Source organism: Fictibacillus enclensis (genome assembly GCF_030123385.1).
GTDB classification, from domain to species: domain Bacteria; phylum Bacillota; class Bacilli; order Bacillales; family Fictibacillaceae; genus Fictibacillus_C; species Fictibacillus_C enclensis.
The window spans coordinates 4,570,290-4,586,551 of record NZ_CP126109.1 but is presented as its reverse complement, the minus strand read 5'-3'; the positions used below and the strand labels follow the sequence as shown (position 1 = coordinate 4,586,551).

Genomic DNA, 16,262 nt, shown 5'->3' with positions numbered 1-16,262 from the left:
AAAAGGAGAGAACCATGAATTTCAACGAGCTATTAAAGAATACCGAACGACATGTCCAAACCTCCTTGCTGCCGTTTTGGGAAAAAGCGATGGACCATGTTTACGGCGGAGTGTACACATGCTTTAACAACAAGGGGGATACTCTTCTTTCACGGGATAAGTATACCTGGTCACAAGGAAGGTTTTTATGGATAGAGAGCCGGCTGTATCAGATGATGAAAAAGGGCTTGATGAATGGAGACCAGGAATTTTTCCTGCAGCATGCAGAAATAACATACGAATTCCTGAGGAAAAATGCTTTTTTGGAGAACGGAAACTGTGCTTTTTTGCTAACGGAAGACGGAGAAAAGAAGGAAAGTATAAAAGGAGAAGGGTATGATACGAGTTTCTTTGCAGACTGTTTCGTCATACTTGGCTTTTCCGAATACAGCAGAGCTACAAGGAACCAAGAAATTCTAACGGAAGCTATAAACACGTTTAACCATCTCTTGAATCGGTTGGACATGGGAAAGGTGAGGAGTGAACCCTATCCGGTCCCTCAGGAGTTCTCTTCTCATTCGTTTCCGATGATTCTCTTAAATGTGGCTCAGGAGCTGGCAGATTCAGCAGAGCAGCTCGGAAGTTCCGATGCACCATTGCTTGAACAGCAAGCGGCAGGGTTCATGACGGATGTGATGAATACATTTCGGATGAAGGACGGGACGATTCAAGAATTAAAGACAGATGAAGATCCATTACGCGATACACTTTTATACCGTCACCGAAACCCCGGACATGGGATTGAATGCATGTGGTTTGTGATGGCACTGGCCGAAAAAAGGAACGATAAAAAAACGATGGAAGACGCATGCACGTCCATTCTAACGATACTGGAGGGAGGCTGGGACCAGGAATATGGAGGCCTTTACCGATTTATTGATGTGGATGGAGGAAAGCCACAAGGGCGGAGAATTAGTACAGAATACGAAAGGCTGATCGAAGAAACATGGGATACGAAGCTCTGGTGGCCTCATTCAGAGGTGCTGTACGCCACACTTTATGCGTTTTGCTATACGAGGAATCCTGTGTTTGAGCAATGGTTTCATCGTATTCAAGAATATGTCTTACAGACGTTTCCTAATGAAAATCAAGATGTAGGAGAGTGGATCCAAATCAGGGATCGCAAGGGTATGCCTATTAATAAGCTGGTAGCTTTGCCGGTGAAGGATCCCTATCATATTTTGCGTAATTTTTTATTAATGATCGAACTGCTTCAAAAGCAGCATGGCGGAGAGTGATGAATGATGCAGTTGTTTCTTGGAACATCAAAAGTAGATATCACACCGGAGCATCCCGTTGAACTTGCTGGATATGCCCATAGACAAACTCCCTCTGAGGAGGTGAAGTCGCGGTTAAACTTGCGGGCATTTTACTTTTCCTGGCATCAAGGAAAGGAAGAAACGAAGCATGCTGTGCTGTTAATTGGCGACTTGATCTGGTGGGGATCGGACTATGTATCGCTTCTCAAAAGAGAAATAAAAAAAGAGTGGGGTATTGAGTGGGATGCCATCATCTTACATGCGACCCATAATCACTCAGGGCCTCAAACCAGCAATCATTTTACTGCTTACTTGGGCAAGGCGGATGAACATTACTTAGAGTTTCTGAAGCGACAGTTACGGGACGCAATCGAATCGGCAAGAAATAATACAGAAGCCGTTGCCATAAAAAGAGCAGCGACCACTTGTCACATTGGAATGAACAGAAGGCAGTTTGATCATGGGAAAATCGTGATGGCACCGAATCCTGACGGCGTGATAGACTCTGAGGTCATTCTATTAAAGTTTATAACAGCATCCGGAAACATGAAAGCCTTGTTAACGCATTATACATGCCACCCCACCACGACAGGTGACAATGCTATATCCTCCGAGTTTCCGGGCCATGCAATGGCAGTTCTTGAGGAATCGTATAATCAAAGATTCTTAGCAGGATACCTTCAGGGATGCTGTGGAGATATCCGGCCTGCTCTAATCAAAGAAGGAGAATTTTACAGAGGTAAACAGGAGGACATCGAGCGATTGGGAATGAAGCTGGCAAAAAAAATTGACGGAGTATTAACCAATGGTCAGTGGAGCAAGGTTGAAGTAGAAGAGTTTCAGGTTCATAGCTCTGAGATTCGTTTAGCATTTTATGACCATCCTTGTTTTGAAGATACAATACAGCCTGTTGAATTGAAGAGTGAATGGAAAAGGGCTGTGCAGAAAAAGTTCTTTGGTCAAGGTAATACGGTCCCATTGCGAATGACATTGTGGAAGATTAGCTCGAACCTATCATTTCTTACCTTTAATGCTGAAGTGGTGGCTGAATATGGACTTCAACTTAAAGAGAAATATGACGGAAAAATTATACCGCTTCCCTACAGCAATGGGATGATCGGCTATGTACCAACAGCCAACCAAATTTCCGAGGGTGGCTATGAAGCGATTGAGTCTTGTTCTTACTTTGCATTGCCCTCTCCATTTTCAAAAGAAATTGAAAAGGAAATTTATCGAGGGATAGATGAACTCATACTGAAAGGAGAATGGTTATCTAATGGAATACAGCCCTGAAATTGTTAAGCAGTTTGATCATTTGAATGTAAAAGTATTTTTGACCAGGGAAGCTATGGGGATAGAGGCTGCGTCAGATGTTGCAGATAGATTAATAGAGCTTTTGTCTAAACAATCAGAAGTAAGAATGGTTTTCGCGGCTGCTCCTTCACAAAAGGAACTGCTGGCAGCCTTGGTTCATCATCCTGCGATTGACTGGTCACGAGTTATAGCTTTTCATATGGATGAGTATGCCGGTCTGGCTGAAGATTCACCACAGAGCTTTGGTTACTTTTTAACAACTAGTATTTTTTCAAAAGTTCCCTTTAAACGCACGTACGTAATCAATGGAACAAATCCATCTCATGAGGAATGCAGACGTTATGCTGAGCTAATCAATGAAAAACCGATTGATATTGTGTGTTTGGGAATCGGGGAGAATGGTCATCTTGCTTTTAATGATCCGCCAGTTGCTGATTTTAAGGACCCTGAAACGATGAAAGAAGTAGAACTGGATGAAGCATGCAGACAGCAGCAAGTAAATGATGGCTGTTTCGCTGCCTTTGATGACGTGCCAAAAACAGCTTTGACGTTAACTATTCCTGCCTTGATATCAGGACACTTTCTGTTTTGTGTCGTTCCTGGCCCTACTAAAGCAACTGCTGTCCATCAGACGTTAAATGGAGAAATCTCTGAGCGTTGCCCGGCATCCATTTTACGAATTCATCCAAACTGCATTCTCTACTTGGACAGCGACTCATATGGTGGTGAGTAGGTGAAATTACAAGCCATTCACTATAAAACTGGTCGCCCGATAGATGTAACGATTGAAGAGGGAACATTTTCAGCGGTAAATCTTCACCCTGCAGAAGAATCTTTACCTTATATAGCGCCTGGCTTCGTAGACATCCAAGTCAATGGGTATAGAGGAGTGGATTTCAATACACCACCATTGAATTTTGAGTCGATTAAACAGGTATGCCGTGCATTAGCGAGTCAGGGAGTAACCACTTTCTTGCCAACGGTCATCACCAACAGCCCTGACCATATTCTTGCTTTACTACAGGCGATCCGAAAAGCAGCAGAACAAGATGATGTCATAAACCAGATGATGGCGGGCATTCACTTGGAGGGACCCTATATATCTCCGAAGGATGGCCCAAGAGGGGCTCATAATAAACAGTATGTCAAAGGACCAGACTGGACGGAGTTCCTTGAGTGGCAAGAAGCATCAGGAGGAAGGATATCAATTATAACCCTATCACCTGAATGGCCGAATTCCGTTGAATTTATAAAACAATGCACGTCTCAAGGCATTGTTGTATCCATAGGGCATACCTCAGCCGATCCTGAACAAATTCAAGAAGCGATTAAAGCTGGCGCGCAATTGTCCACTCATCTTGGAAACGGAGCGGATCTCTTCTTAAAGAGACATCCAAATTATCTCTGGGAGCAACTGGCCAGTGATCATTTATCGGCAAGCATGATTGCTGATGGCTTTCACTTACCTGATTCTGTGTTAAAGATTTTTATCAGGATGAAAGGAGAGAAAGCCATCCTGATCAGTGATTGCGTCTCATTAGCTGGTATGCCTCCTGGAAAATATGATCTGCATATCGGGGGAGCAGTAGAACTCCATCCATCCGGCAGGCTTTCTATGCGGGATCAACCCGAATTATTAGCGGGTTCCGCCCAGCCTCAACTCTGGGGAATAAATCACCTCATAAAAAGCGAGATATGCGAGCCTGAGAAGGCGGTCAATATGGCGTCTCTTCATCCTGCTGCATTGCTGGGTCTTCCGCAACAAAGGGGAATTTCAGCGGGGGCTCCAGCGGATTTTATCCTTTTTCACCGGACTCCAGCGGGAATTGAGGTTATCGAAACTTACAAACGAGGGATAAAGATGTACAAGAGTAGGGAGGCATATGTATAATGAGCGATCGTTTAACCACTCAGTATTTGGAACAAGTAACGAAGCATATGAAGAAACTTCATGATGAAGAAGGGGAATCCATATTAAAGGCTGCCCGAATGGTCGCAGACCAAATTAAAGAAGATCGACTGGTCTATGCATATGGTCCAGGTGGGCATTCCAATCTGGGATCTCAAGAGCTATTTTTTCGCGCCGGTGGCCTGATGCATGTGAGTGCCATTTTGGATGAGGGGACCTTGTTAAGCAGCGGGGCATTGCGTTCCATGGCTATAGAGAGGACTCCGGGATACAGTAGTATTGTTATGGATGAATACGGACTTCAGCAAGGTGACCTGCTAATTATCATCAATGCTTATGGCATCAACTCAGCAACGATCGATGCGGCATTGGAGGCGAAAAAACGGAGCATTCGGACCATTGGCGTCACCTCAAGAAGTCATGCAGACGAAACTCCAGCTGATCACCCGGCAAGGCATCCATCAAAAAAGAATTTGTATGAGTTAGTAGATGTCGTTCTCGACAGTTCGACCTTCGCTAATTCGTTCCTGCTAAATGCCATGGCGGCAGAAGCAATCGGGATGTTGGCAAAGGATGGTGTAACTCCCCCTATATGGAAGAGTGGCAATGCCTCAGGCGGAGATGAGTGGAATGGACAATTCATTGAGCGATTCAAAGGTAAAATCAAAAAATTGTAGTGTTTGGATTAAACATATAGGAGTCTGAGAATGAAAAGCAAAGGTACCGCGGTCTTACGGGAACAAAATCAAAAGAAAATTCTCGATTACATTCGGGCACATCAGCCTTGTTCGCGACTGGAAATTGCTCAAGACCTTGGCTTGAGCAAGAATACAATTTCGTTAATTGTCGAGCAGCTTTTAAAAGATGGCATTGTGGCGGAATCGGGGATTAAAGAGCTTCATGGAGCAGGAAGGCCAAGAATCATGCTGACCTTGGTACCGGATGCCTTTCAGTCGATTGGACTTCTTGTTCAACAAGATAAACTGGAATACGTGGTACTGGATTTTCGCTTAAATGAAATAGAAGAAGGAGAATTACGGGTTAGTTGTGATCATGATGTTTTACAAGAGCTTATACGACTTGCTGAACAACTTTCGAAGCGTTATCCGAACTCAAAAGGGATTGGCATAGGAATCCCGGGTCTTGTTGATCCGGAAACAGGATATGTGTACCAATCCTCTAAATTGGATTGGAAGAATATCCCCTTGAAACAGGAGATAGAACGTATAGTTAACCAGCCTGTGGCCGTGTTTAACAGTGTAAAAATAGCAGCAGAAGGGATGTTGAAAGATGAGAATCCGCTTTCCAGCTATTTTTATATTCGAATCAGCGAAGGTGTGGGTGGCGCCTATATTATCAATGATCATATTGTGAATGGAAACAGCTGGACTGCCGGTGAAATTGGACATATTTCGGTGGACCCGGAAGGACCGCTTTGTAAATGTGGGCAACGCGGGTGTTTGGAGCAAATGATAGGTTTAAATGCTCTTAAGGAGTATGCAAATCAAGTGATGGGATATCAAATGAATACTAATGATTGGATCAAAATGATTCAAAATGATAGTAGGCTGAATAAGGAAATCACAAGATACGGCCTGTTATTGGGACGTGCACTGGTTCAAGTTATTCACTTGATCAATCCTCAAAAGATTATTATTGATTCTCCGTATAACATTTTCGATCCATTCAGAACCAACACGCTGGAATATTCTCAAAAACATACACTTCCGTATGCCTTTGAGAAAACAGAAGTTACCTTTACCAACGAAAGGTTTTCTCCAGCTAAAGGAGCAGCAATATCCATCCTGTTGAAGGATTAATTTAAAACAGCGAGCGTTTATTGATAAACGCTCGCTGTTTTATTTACTTTTTTACCGAAGAAATCCTCTTAGAGAATTAAAGTATAGAATGCAAAAGGATTGAACGCTTACTATCAATAAAAGATTACACCGGAGTTATACGGGATCATCTATGTGAATCTATTGGAACGTATTCTCGCTATCTTATCAAGTTTTGTCAGTTTCCTAACTTATTAAAGATTTCCTTTGCCAACTGCTTAGGACTATTCCTAAAAGCATCAATGGTACTTCCGGCAATGTGAGTAGTAATCGTTACATTATCCAGCTTTAACAGTTCATCATTGTGTTCCAAGGGCTCGTGGTCAAAGACGTCTAGGGCAGCGCCCATGATTTTCTTTTCCTTAAGGCTTTGAACTAATGCTTTTTCATCGATGAGACCGGAGCGAGCCGTGTTGATAAGAACGGAGGAAGGTTTCATTTTATCCAGCTCCTTCTGACCAATAAAGTGCTCTGTGTCCTTGCTCAGACGTAGATGTAGGGAAACTATATCTGATTCCCTTAGCAAAGTATCAAGAGCCACTTTCTTATATGGAGCAGGTATGTCATTCGTGTACTCGTCAAAAATGATAATATTGCATTCTAATGCGTGTAAGTACTTGGCTAACCGTATACCGATATTACCGAACCCCACTATCCCTATGGTCTTGCCTGCAAGTTCAGGTATGGCATCACTGTTAGGGAAATCTTTGATCCAGTTTCCTTGTTTTAAAGCTGCATGAGAACGGGCAATGTTTCTTACTTCAGAAAGAATCATTCCTAAAGTGAATTCAGCCACAGCTCTGGCGTTTCGGCCGGGCGTATTGAGGACTTCGATATTTTGTTGAGCGGCAGCTTCCTGGTCGATATTTTCTGTACCGCCCCTTAGAACACCAACGATTTGTAATTTCTTTGCTTGTTGAAGAACCCTTTTCGTCACTGGTGCAAAATGAACAATGAGCAAATCAAAGTCTTCAATTCCTTCATATAACTCTTCTGGAACTGAAACTGCCTCAGGTCCCTTGGTTTCCACTTCAATATTATCTTTTTGCAGCATTTCTAAGGAGGAATGGTTCCATTCTCTTACTTCAATTTCGATTCCTTTTGATTTTAGATCGGATAGACCGTTTTCCATCACATCTGAAGGAATAAATAAATCGGATATGGCTAACAACTTCAAGAAAATCATCTCCTATGCGCGTTTGTTGGACCCCAGTAAGTGGATTTTTTGTGCGACGACTTCTGCAAGCGAATGTTTGATAGGTGACAGCATATCTTCTGGCAAAGGGTCAATTCGATTCAAGTTCGCCGCTGCTTCTTTCAACCCGTTTGCCATGGCGATTCTACAGTCTGCATACAGGTTCACTTTGGTGATTCCGTTGGCTATTACTTCTTTGATCTGATGTTCAGGTGTGCCGGATCCTCCGTGCAGGACAAGGGGAGACTTGCTGATTCTATTAATCTCTTTCGTGCGCTCGATATTCAAATTGGGTTCCGCATGATAAACGCCATGGGCTGTCCCAATGGACACAGCAAGAGCATCACAATTGGTCCTTTCGATAAACTCGGCTACCTGTTTAGGTTCCGTCAGCATGGAGTCTGTACCATAATTGCCACCAAGTTCATTTCCACCAACATGTCCTAGTTCAGCTTCTACACTGATATTGTAGGAGTGGGCATAATCCGAAACTTCTTTTGTCAGCTTGATGTTCTCCTCAAAAGGGAGGCTCGACCCATCAATCATAACGGAAGTGAATCCGTGTGCTACAGCTTCTTTAACCAGGGAAAAATCCATGGCATGATCCAAATGCAGCACAATGGGAATGCTGTATTGAGAAGCTACGGTTTTAATATAATCCGCAAGAAACGCAAATCCTTTTGGCTCACGCAGGTTATGCTCCAGGCACATAAGAATGACAGGTGATTGTTCCTTCTCCGCCGTGTCCAGGATGGTTCGCACCATGATATCACCAATGCAGTCAAATGCGGGTACCGCATATTGCTTTTGTCGAGCATCCTGTAATACTTCTTGTAACGTAACTAGCATATATCGTTCCTCTCCTTTTTGTTATCTCATCAGCATGCCGCCAGTGGCATCCAGGGTCGCTCCGGTGATGTAGTTTGCTTTTTCCGATACCAGGAAAGTTGCAATATCAGCAATTTCATTGGGCTGTGCCACCCTGCCTAAGGGAATACGGTTGACATAGTAGTCTTTGTTCTTCTGCAGGGCATCACCAATCATGTCGGTTTCCACAATTCCCAAAGCCAGTGCATTTACATTGATACCTTGCCCCGCTACCTCTCTTGCCAGGGATACCGTAAAGGAAACCACACCGGCTTTACTTGCAGCATAGTGTGAGTGACCCGTGGTAGAGCCGTGAAAAGCAGCCTGGGAGGTAATGTTTAATATTTTTCCTTTTCTCTTTTCTTCTGATAACATTTGAACGAACGTTTGACAGGTAAGAAAGACAGAGGTGAGGTTCACTTGCATGGTATGGTTCCATTCCTCTAAGGAAATGTCCTTTACCCAGTTTTTCGGCCAGATACCGGCATTGTTCACTAGAATATCTACGTCGCCAAAGGACTCTTTAGCGGCCTCGATTAATTTTCGGCATTCCTCTGGGTTATCTAAGTTGGCTTGAACAGCAATGGCGCTGCCGCCGGTTTGTTTGATCTGGTTGACCGTTTCCTCCGCTGCTGATTGACTGTTGTTGTAGTTAACTACAACATGGGCACCTTCTTGGGCAAGCGCTAAGGTGATTGCACGTCCTACGCCTCTTGAGCCTCCTGTTACAATAGCTGTTTTTCCGTTTAAATTAAGTTCCATTTTGATGATCAACTCCTTGGTTATTGCCAAATAGGCTCCAGTGCACCTAGTACTTTATTAAAGTACATATATTTTTCCTCATATACAGCCTGGCACTCTTGATTAGGGGTATATGTTTTTCCTACTTTTATCATTTGTTGAGCGGCCTCTGTAAAGGAGGGGTACTGTCCGGTTGCAACAGCGGCACAGATCGCAGCACCTAATGTTCCTTGTTCGGTTCCTTCAACGACTTCAATGGGTGTTTGAAGTATATCGGCAAACATCTGCATCCAAACCTCCGACCGCGTCGCTCCTCCTGCAATTCGAATGATTTCGGGCTTGCTTCGGTATTTCAATAATTTATCAACATGAATTTTATGGCCAAACACTACTCCCTCATAGAGGGCCCTTAACATATGAGCCTTTGTATGCCAGCCGTTAAATCCAAAGAAGCATGCCTTTGCATTAGGGTGGACATTAGACCCAAATAAAAAGGGGAAGAACAAGATATTGGATTCAGTGGGTTGTGTTTTTTCAACCATTTCATTACACAACTGATAAACGGAGATCTTTCGTTTCTTTGCTTCTTCGTATTCGTGATTGAAGTATTCTTTAACAAACCACTCCAGGTTACTGGCAGAAGTGGGGCTCCCTTCAAGGGTCAGCCAGTATCCAGGTATACAGTAGATGGAAGTCATGAATAGTTCTTTATCAACGACCGGTTCTTTGGTTATATACTCGTTAATGCTCCATGTACCTGCGACGATACACAGTTTCTCTTCATCGGTGATTCCTGTTGCGATAGCAGAGGCATCAATATCAAATAATCCTCCGGCTACTGGAGTCCCTGCTCTCAGCCCGGTGAGCTGAGCTGCCTCCTCAGTTACATATCCACAAATTTCCCCGGAGTATTTTACAGGAGGCAGTTTGGTAAAGACTTCTTCGATTCCTAATGTACGAAGGATCTCCTCATCATACTTCCGTTCCCTGATGTTAAATAGACTGGATCCGGAGATATCTGTTATTTCTGCATGGGGCTTACCTGTAAGCTTATAGCGAATGTAATCCTTGCACATGAATACCCAACGAGTCTGGGAAAGAACCTCAGGTTGATATTTCTTAAACCAGGCTAATAGGGCTGCCGGTTGACCTGCCCAGAGGGATTGCATGGTCTTTAAAAGTACTTTATCTGCTGTGCCATCGTCATTCCATTCACTAATAATGTCTTTTGCCCTTGAATCAGTGGATATAATTCCATTTGTTACAGGCTCTCCATTCTCATCCACTAAATAGATTCCATTTCCATGTCCGGTTGTAGCGATTCCAACAATATGGGCAGGGTCAATTCCCGATTGATGTAATACTTCTTGAATGACCTGAACATTTGCCTCCCACAGCTCATGCATATTTCTTTCGGTGTGACCGGGTGAAGGCATAAACATTTCTGTTGTACGGCTGGCTACTGCCAGTTCTTTTCCGTCTAACGTAAATAATCCTGCTTTGGTAACCGTTCCACCATTATCAATTCCCAATATAAACTTTGGCATAACCGTCAGCTCCTTTAAGAAAATAGCTTAGATAATTCGATGAAAATCCAGCCTAATGGAGTGGTCGCACCTCCAACCAGATTGGCTAACTCTGTCGTTGATGATACGTTGGCTGGAAGCTTTACATTAACCATTTCCGCAGCTTCCGTGTAATAAGGAGCGATTGAAGTACCCGCATACAAGACAAGAGTGACGATCACAAGTCCCGTAATAAATAATCGAATCAAATTTTTCTTTAAATATGGAGCCGCCATTGGAATAAGGAAAACCAGCGAGGCCAGATCGACAAAAGGAAGGACCTTATTTCCAGGCAGTAAAATGGCCAGTAAAAGAGCACCCGGAATCAAGAGCAATCCCGTAGCCAGCACTGCCGGATTTCCGACCAGTAATGCTGTATCTAGACCAATATAGAACTCACGGTCAGGAAATCGCTTCTTTAATAACGCTTCGGCGGCTTCCCGGATAATGTCTAACCCTTGCACCAAGATGTTTATCATGGAAGGCAACAGCACCATGACGGCAGCAACTTTTATACCAAGCGTAAGAATATCAGCCACATTAAAGCCGGCCAGTATGCCTAACAGAACACCTAAAATCGATCCTAATGTCAGCGGCTCACCCATAATCCCATATTTCTTTGTGATTTCGTCTGGAGAAGCCTTAACATTCCTTAGACCGGGGATCCGTTCGATCAGCCAATTCATCCCAATCCCAATCGGAACAAAGATTGCGGAGGTAGCGTGAGCAAAAGAAATACCCTTCAGGTCAAACTCCTCTTGGATTCGTTTGGCTGTTATGTCCGCAATGATAATGGCGATGAGAAAATGCAACAACGAAACGATGACTGAGATGGTAATGCTTTTTGTAATGGCATAAACAACACCACCTGTCAGCATAAACTGCCAGTAATTAAAAATGTCAATATTTACTGTTTTTGTTAACTTTAATAGTAACAGAACGAGATTTAAAATAATTGCTCCAAATACAACAAATGGAACAATAGGAGTACCCCAGCCTATCGTCGCACCGACAGGCCATCCTGGATCCACAACGGTTAATTTTAATCCAAAGCGGTCAACCATCGATTGTGCTGCCGGTCCCAAGGAGTCTAGAAGCAAACCGATTACCAAATTGATTCCGACAAAACCAATGCCAATCAACATAGCGGCTTTAAACCCTTGGCCGATTTTAATTCGGAAGACCAAGGCCAAGATAAAAAAGATGATCGGCATCATAACCGCAGGTCCTAATTGAATGATGGAATTGATGATTCCCATTTACATCTCCCCCTTATTATTTTTACAAGCCAACCGCAGTTCCTGCGCCTCACCTCCTGCGCCTCACCTCCTTTAAAAATAAAAAACCCTACAGAACACTAGCTTTTGCTAGTGCCCTGCAGGGTTTTATCGATGTCACATCACCCATCTAAACTATTTTGTTTTCCATAGGTCGGAGCTGCTGGTAGTAATCCCGTGAAATCCAGCATTAAAGAGCTCTGCAACGTCTTCCTTTGTGGATATAAAACCTCCAGCTAAAACAGGAGCTTTTTTGAACGTTTTGATCTGCTCGATAAAATGTTTTGCAAAGGGACCGGGCAATACTTCAATGGCATCCAATTGGCTGCCGTTTGTACTTTTTAAGCCGGTTTCCAATGATCGGGAATCGAGTAAAAAAAGACGATGTATGCTGAACAAACCTAAATCTTTTGCCTGGTTAATAATTTTAACATTGGGGGAGATAATGCCATCTACTTTAAACAGATCACGAAGCATTTTCAGGCCAATGGGATCCTTATTTAAGCCCCCAACCAGATCCAAGTGCACAATGACTTTTTTATTTGATTCATGGCATTTTCTCGTAAGGCTCTGTAAATTCCCAATGTGAGTCTCAGAAAGGAGAATAATTGGAGATACACTTTTAAGTGCAATTCGCAGCTGTTTAAGATCTCTGACAGATGGAATGACTGTGTTTTCTAGTATAAAGCTAGTACTCATGAAGACCCACCTATTTATTAAAGCGTTTACATAGATAATAATAATAACTTGTCGAAATTGTCAATTACTTTTATGAATATTAGATTATCGAACAGTTTGTGTTAGACACATGCCCGTGATGTGCTACCTGTAAAAAACCAGTATTTCTAAGCCTGGATGCATAAGACATACTATAAAATTCAATGTTCTCATCATTCATCCGAAAACAGGTGGTTTTTCTTAAAGAAAATCGGTCGTACAGTTTTTCCTTTGAAAAAGTTGTCTACAAATGATGCTTGCTTTCCAGGATGATTTCCTCGTCTTTTTGTAACATAAACTCATCGTCGCCGATGAGACTTTCTATTAAACTCATGTTGGCAATGAAAAGTTTAACCCTAAATTCGACAATATGAGCTTTCAAGAAGCGGGCAGGTGCCAAAAGAACTACGTGATCTAATACAGGTTGGTAAAAAGGATAGAGTTAAAGAGTTAGCAAAATAAGGTAAAATATGATGGCGATTAACTTTTATAGGGATTTATACGGTAAAGTGCTAAGGACGAAAGGAGGATGGCCGTTATGCTCGGGTTTTTGGATGGTGTGCGTGTACAAAGGCAGATTGAATCGATTAATCGGGATATACAACAGATTAAAGAGGTTCAGCAAGGCCTTCTTACCTTGCAAAAAGATACAAATACGCTCTCTCAGAATATTGCTCGTGATGTGACTCAGGAAACGCGGGAAGACATTTGGAAGGGAAAGAAGCAGCAGGGGTACAAGGACATGTATGAGTCGCTGGACAAGACACTTTCAAGCTTTAAGGGTGACATCGGACAGCAGGTCTATTACATGGATTACTGGATCTCCTATTTGGAGGGCGAACGATCCAAGTTAATGGTGTCCCTTCACGAAATTAAAGAAGCACTGAAGAAGCAGGAATCCAACAAATAAGGCAGGAGGGACTTCATGGAAATTAAAATAGAACCTAATCGGCTGGCAAGCTTGTTCAAAAGAATGCTGGAGCATCAAAACCGGTCGAAGAATCTTCAGCACAGACTGGAAAGGGAAACCGGAAAAGCCAGTTCCATCCTCTCTCGTTCTGAATTCCCGCCTCCGTTTTCAGGACAGATTTCCGCCATAAATGGTAGTATAAAGGAAACGAGCCAAACGATCGTACAGACGCTCGAATACCAGGCCGCCTGGCTCTCGTATTTTGCCCATAAGGCCTCTGGTGCCGATAACGTACCGCTCTCGCTCACCCAGGCCACAGCGATCCTTACGAAGTACGACGACCGCTTCAAGGATCCCGGCAAGACAGATGGCATCAACGCAGGCAAGCTGGCAAAAGACGCTGCCGGAGAACTAACCGGAGTATACGATGCCCAGCGTGCCGCCACTGGTATTGACCCAGCCACCGGAGAAAAAATCTCCGGATGGAGCAGAGTTATGGCCGGAGGAATGTTTGTCTTTGGGCTTACCCCTGTCGGAAAGGGTGTTAAGGCATTCAAGGTTGTGAGAACGGCTGATAAAGTGATTGGAGTGGCGAAGGAAGGGCAGGCCGCGAGGAGAGTTGTTGGGTCTGCGGATGTTATTAAGGGTATTAATGGAGCTTCTAATAGTGGTGAAAATCTAAGTAGAATAGAATATTTACGTAATAAATATGGCCGGTTTTCTCCACAAGAAATAAATCATAGGATTAATTTGCGTGGGGCTGTCGCTGAGGAAGTTCAAAGATTAAATAAACAGGGTCTTTCCAACAGAGAGATGGGACCAGCAGTTTCTGGCACTCTTGATAAAACAACAGGTAAGTATTATTTTGGTATTAATAATACTTCAGGTAAGGTTCCCGAAGAGCTACACCCTATGATAAAACAGCGGATTACCGATATGCCGAAAAGTATTAAAGAAGGATATAAATATACGTATGGTGCAGGCTCTCACGCAGAAGTTTATTCATTAAATAAAGCGTTGCTTGCAAACCCGGAAGCAGGTGCTTCAAATTTTATTACCCATGTAGTAAGATCCGGTAAAAAATTAAAACCTGCGGGTATGATGATGCCAACCTGTCCACATTGTAATTTCATTACTGAAGGATTTGAATTTAGTTCAGAGGTGAAAAAGATTGGAAAATCAAATTGAAATTTTAAGTAAAGAATATGTTATAAAACACGGGGTAGACTTTGACGAGGAATTATGGTTTACCTCATACAGTGATGAAGTTTTAGATAATCCTGAAGATCAGAATGGCAAACCTTTTACTGGTTTGGCTTATGAATTATATGATAATGGTAATTTGATATACTATACAAATTATATAAATGGTTTTATTGAAGGGGAGTTAGTAGAGTTTTATAAAAATGGAAATTTAAAGTCTGTAAAAAACTTAATACATGGTCAAAGTAATGGGATTGAAAAAATCTGGTACGAAAATGGGGATTTGAAATTTGAAGGTGAGTACAAATTTGGTATAGCTCTTCATTATACAGAATGGGACACTCAAGGCCAAATAGTCAAACAAAAACTATCTCCTACAGAAGCAGATTTAGAATTAATTCAGTCTTTTTCTGAAAGTAATAATCAATGAAAAATGTGGATTCTAATATGAAGTTAATACATGAATTCACCGAGATTCAGAATCAATTGTCATCTAAAGTTAACTTGAATAATAGCTTTGATGTTAGTGAAATCGAGACTATTGCGGGAGTAGATTTAGCTTACTGGGATAGAAATAATACGACATGTGGTACATGTTGTATTGTTATGATTGATTATCATACCAAGGAAGTTGTCGAAAAGGTATATAGTCATGGAGAAATAAATGTTCCTTATATTTCAGGTTTCCTAGCTTTTCGTGAGTTGCCCTTAGTACTTGAAGCCGCTAAGAAACTATCTAAAGAACCTGATCTATATATGTTTGATGGCAACGGGTATTTACACTATCGACATATGGGAATTGCTACTCATGCTTCAATGTATTTAAACAAGCCAACAATTGGAGTGGCAAAGAGCTATTTAAAAATAGAAAATATTGACGTTTCGATGCCTAAAGACGAAGTAGGCTCGTACAATGACATTGTAATTCACGATGAAGTTTATGGTAGAGTCTTGAGGACTTCACAACATGTAAAGCCAATCTTTGTTTCTTGTGGAAACTGGATTGATTTAGATACTAGTACTCATATTGTCATGAACTGTATCAATAAAGAAAGTCGCTTGCCTATTCCTGTAAGAGTAGCCGATATAGAAACTCATAAAATGAGGAAGAATCTAATGAAGGATTAATAAGTGTATCTTGATCATATTAGTTGAAGACTAACCTTGAATGGCAATGTGCTTTTCAAGGTTTCTTTATGATGAATATTGATAAAAACTATGAGTAATATTGGTCGATTGAAAAAAATTATGGAAGAAATTACAGGATTATGACGATGCAGTATCTGATGAAGATTCATTTGCTACCGATACAACAAAAATGATTTAAAAAGAAATTCTGTTCTTTAAGTGTAATCTGAAAAAGCCCTCAACGTTTCTTTATTATAATCAGAATTGAGGAAAGTATTTTAAAACAGGGTTTCTAAAGGG

Annotated in this window: 16 protein-coding genes; 10 read left to right on the top strand and 6 right to left on the bottom strand. The window is 42.1% G+C overall.

Annotated elements, in window-relative coordinates; translation table 11 throughout:
* Positions 1-14 precede the first annotated feature (14 nt).
* The 6 genes from QNH15_RS23705 to QNH15_RS23680 are packed head-to-tail and all read left to right on the top strand — an operon-like array spanning position 15 to position 6,341.
* Positions 15-1,277: an AGE family epimerase/isomerase gene (locus tag QNH15_RS23705; protein ID WP_283891037.1), complete on the top strand. Its 1,263-nt coding sequence runs from the start codon at positions 15-17 to the stop codon at positions 1,275-1,277.
* A 3-nt stretch (positions 1,278-1,280) separates the two neighbouring features.
* Positions 1,281-2,591, top strand: a complete 1,311-nt coding sequence (locus QNH15_RS23700) for a neutral/alkaline non-lysosomal ceramidase N-terminal domain-containing protein (protein ID WP_283891035.1) — start codon at positions 1,281-1,283, stop codon at positions 2,589-2,591.
* Positions 2,575-3,345 carry a glucosamine-6-phosphate deaminase gene (locus QNH15_RS23695; protein ID WP_283891033.1) on the top strand — a complete coding sequence of 257 codons (771 nt, stop codon included), beginning with the start codon at positions 2,575-2,577 and terminating at the stop codon, positions 3,343-3,345. Before QNH15_RS23700 ends, QNH15_RS23695 begins: the two co-directional genes overlap by 17 nt.
* Positions 3,346-4,503, top strand: a complete 1,158-nt coding sequence (locus QNH15_RS23690; RefSeq protein ID WP_283891031.1) for an N-acetylglucosamine-6-phosphate deacetylase — start codon at positions 3,346-3,348, stop codon at positions 4,501-4,503.
* Positions 4,503-5,198, top strand: a complete 696-nt coding sequence (locus QNH15_RS23685) for a sugar isomerase domain-containing protein (RefSeq protein WP_283891029.1) — start codon at positions 4,503-4,505, stop codon at positions 5,196-5,198. Before QNH15_RS23690 ends, QNH15_RS23685 begins: the two co-directional genes overlap by 1 nt.
* A gap of 30 nt (positions 5,199-5,228) precedes the next feature.
* Positions 5,229-6,341 carry an ROK family transcriptional regulator gene (locus QNH15_RS23680; protein WP_283891028.1) on the top strand — a complete coding sequence of 371 codons (1,113 nt, stop codon included), beginning with the start codon at positions 5,229-5,231 and terminating at the stop codon, positions 6,339-6,341.
* Between the two features lie 196 nt (positions 6,342-6,537).
* On the opposite strand, the gene QNH15_RS23675 is transcribed toward QNH15_RS23680, so the two are convergent.
* The 6 genes from QNH15_RS23675 to QNH15_RS23650 all read right to left on the bottom strand — a co-directional run bounded on the left by QNH15_RS23675 (position 6,538) and on the right by QNH15_RS23650 (position 12,703).
* Positions 6,538-7,536, bottom strand: a complete 999-nt coding sequence (locus QNH15_RS23675; RefSeq protein ID WP_283891026.1) for a 2-hydroxyacid dehydrogenase — start codon at positions 7,534-7,536, stop codon at positions 6,538-6,540.
* A 12-nt stretch (positions 7,537-7,548) separates the two neighbouring features.
* A complete protein-coding gene (locus QNH15_RS23670) occupies positions 7,549-8,403 on the bottom strand; it encodes a class II fructose-bisphosphate aldolase (protein ID WP_283891024.1) in 855 nt (284 codons plus the stop codon).
* Positions 8,404-8,424: 21 nt separating this feature from the next.
* Positions 8,425-9,183 carry an SDR family NAD(P)-dependent oxidoreductase gene (locus QNH15_RS23665; RefSeq protein WP_347343363.1) on the bottom strand — a complete coding sequence of 253 codons (759 nt, stop codon included), beginning with the start codon at positions 9,181-9,183 and terminating at the stop codon, positions 8,425-8,427.
* Between the two features lie 20 nt (positions 9,184-9,203).
* Positions 9,204-10,709 carry an FGGY-family carbohydrate kinase gene (locus QNH15_RS23660; protein ID WP_283891022.1) on the bottom strand — a complete coding sequence of 502 codons (1,506 nt, stop codon included), beginning with the start codon at positions 10,707-10,709 and terminating at the stop codon, positions 9,204-9,206.
* A gap of 14 nt (positions 10,710-10,723) precedes the next feature.
* Complete coding sequence (locus tag QNH15_RS23655; RefSeq protein ID WP_283891020.1) at positions 10,724-11,986, bottom strand: PTS galactitol transporter subunit IIC; 1,263 nt, start codon at positions 11,984-11,986, stop codon at positions 10,724-10,726.
* A 153-nt stretch (positions 11,987-12,139) separates the two neighbouring features.
* Entirely contained in the window at positions 12,140-12,703 is a 564-nt protein-coding gene (locus QNH15_RS23650; protein ID WP_283891018.1) for a glycerol-3-phosphate responsive antiterminator, read from the bottom strand.
* A gap of 556 nt (positions 12,704-13,259) precedes the next feature.
* Between QNH15_RS23650 and QNH15_RS23645 the strand changes: the two genes are divergently transcribed.
* The 4 genes from QNH15_RS23645 to QNH15_RS23630 are packed head-to-tail and all read left to right on the top strand — an operon-like array spanning position 13,260 to position 15,962.
* Positions 13,260-13,631 (top strand): hypothetical protein, encoded by a 372-nt coding sequence (locus QNH15_RS23645; protein WP_283891015.1) that lies wholly within the window; start codon positions 13,260-13,262, stop codon positions 13,629-13,631.
* 15 nt (positions 13,632-13,646) lie between these two features.
* On the top strand, positions 13,647-14,819 hold the full coding sequence (locus QNH15_RS23640) for a YwqJ-related putative deaminase (RefSeq protein ID WP_283891013.1): 1,173 nt from the start codon (positions 13,647-13,649) through the stop codon (positions 14,817-14,819).
* The gene (locus QNH15_RS23635; protein ID WP_283891011.1) at positions 14,803-15,264 is read left to right on the top strand and encodes a toxin-antitoxin system YwqK family antitoxin; all 462 of its coding nucleotides are present in this window, start codon (positions 14,803-14,805) and stop codon (positions 15,262-15,264) included. The genes QNH15_RS23640 and QNH15_RS23635 overlap by 17 nt, the downstream gene beginning before the upstream one ends.
* Entirely contained in the window at positions 15,261-15,962 is a 702-nt protein-coding gene (locus QNH15_RS23630) for an endonuclease V (RefSeq protein WP_283891009.1), read from the top strand. The genes QNH15_RS23635 and QNH15_RS23630 overlap by 4 nt, the downstream gene beginning before the upstream one ends.
* The last annotated feature ends 300 nt before the right edge of the window (positions 15,963-16,262 follow it).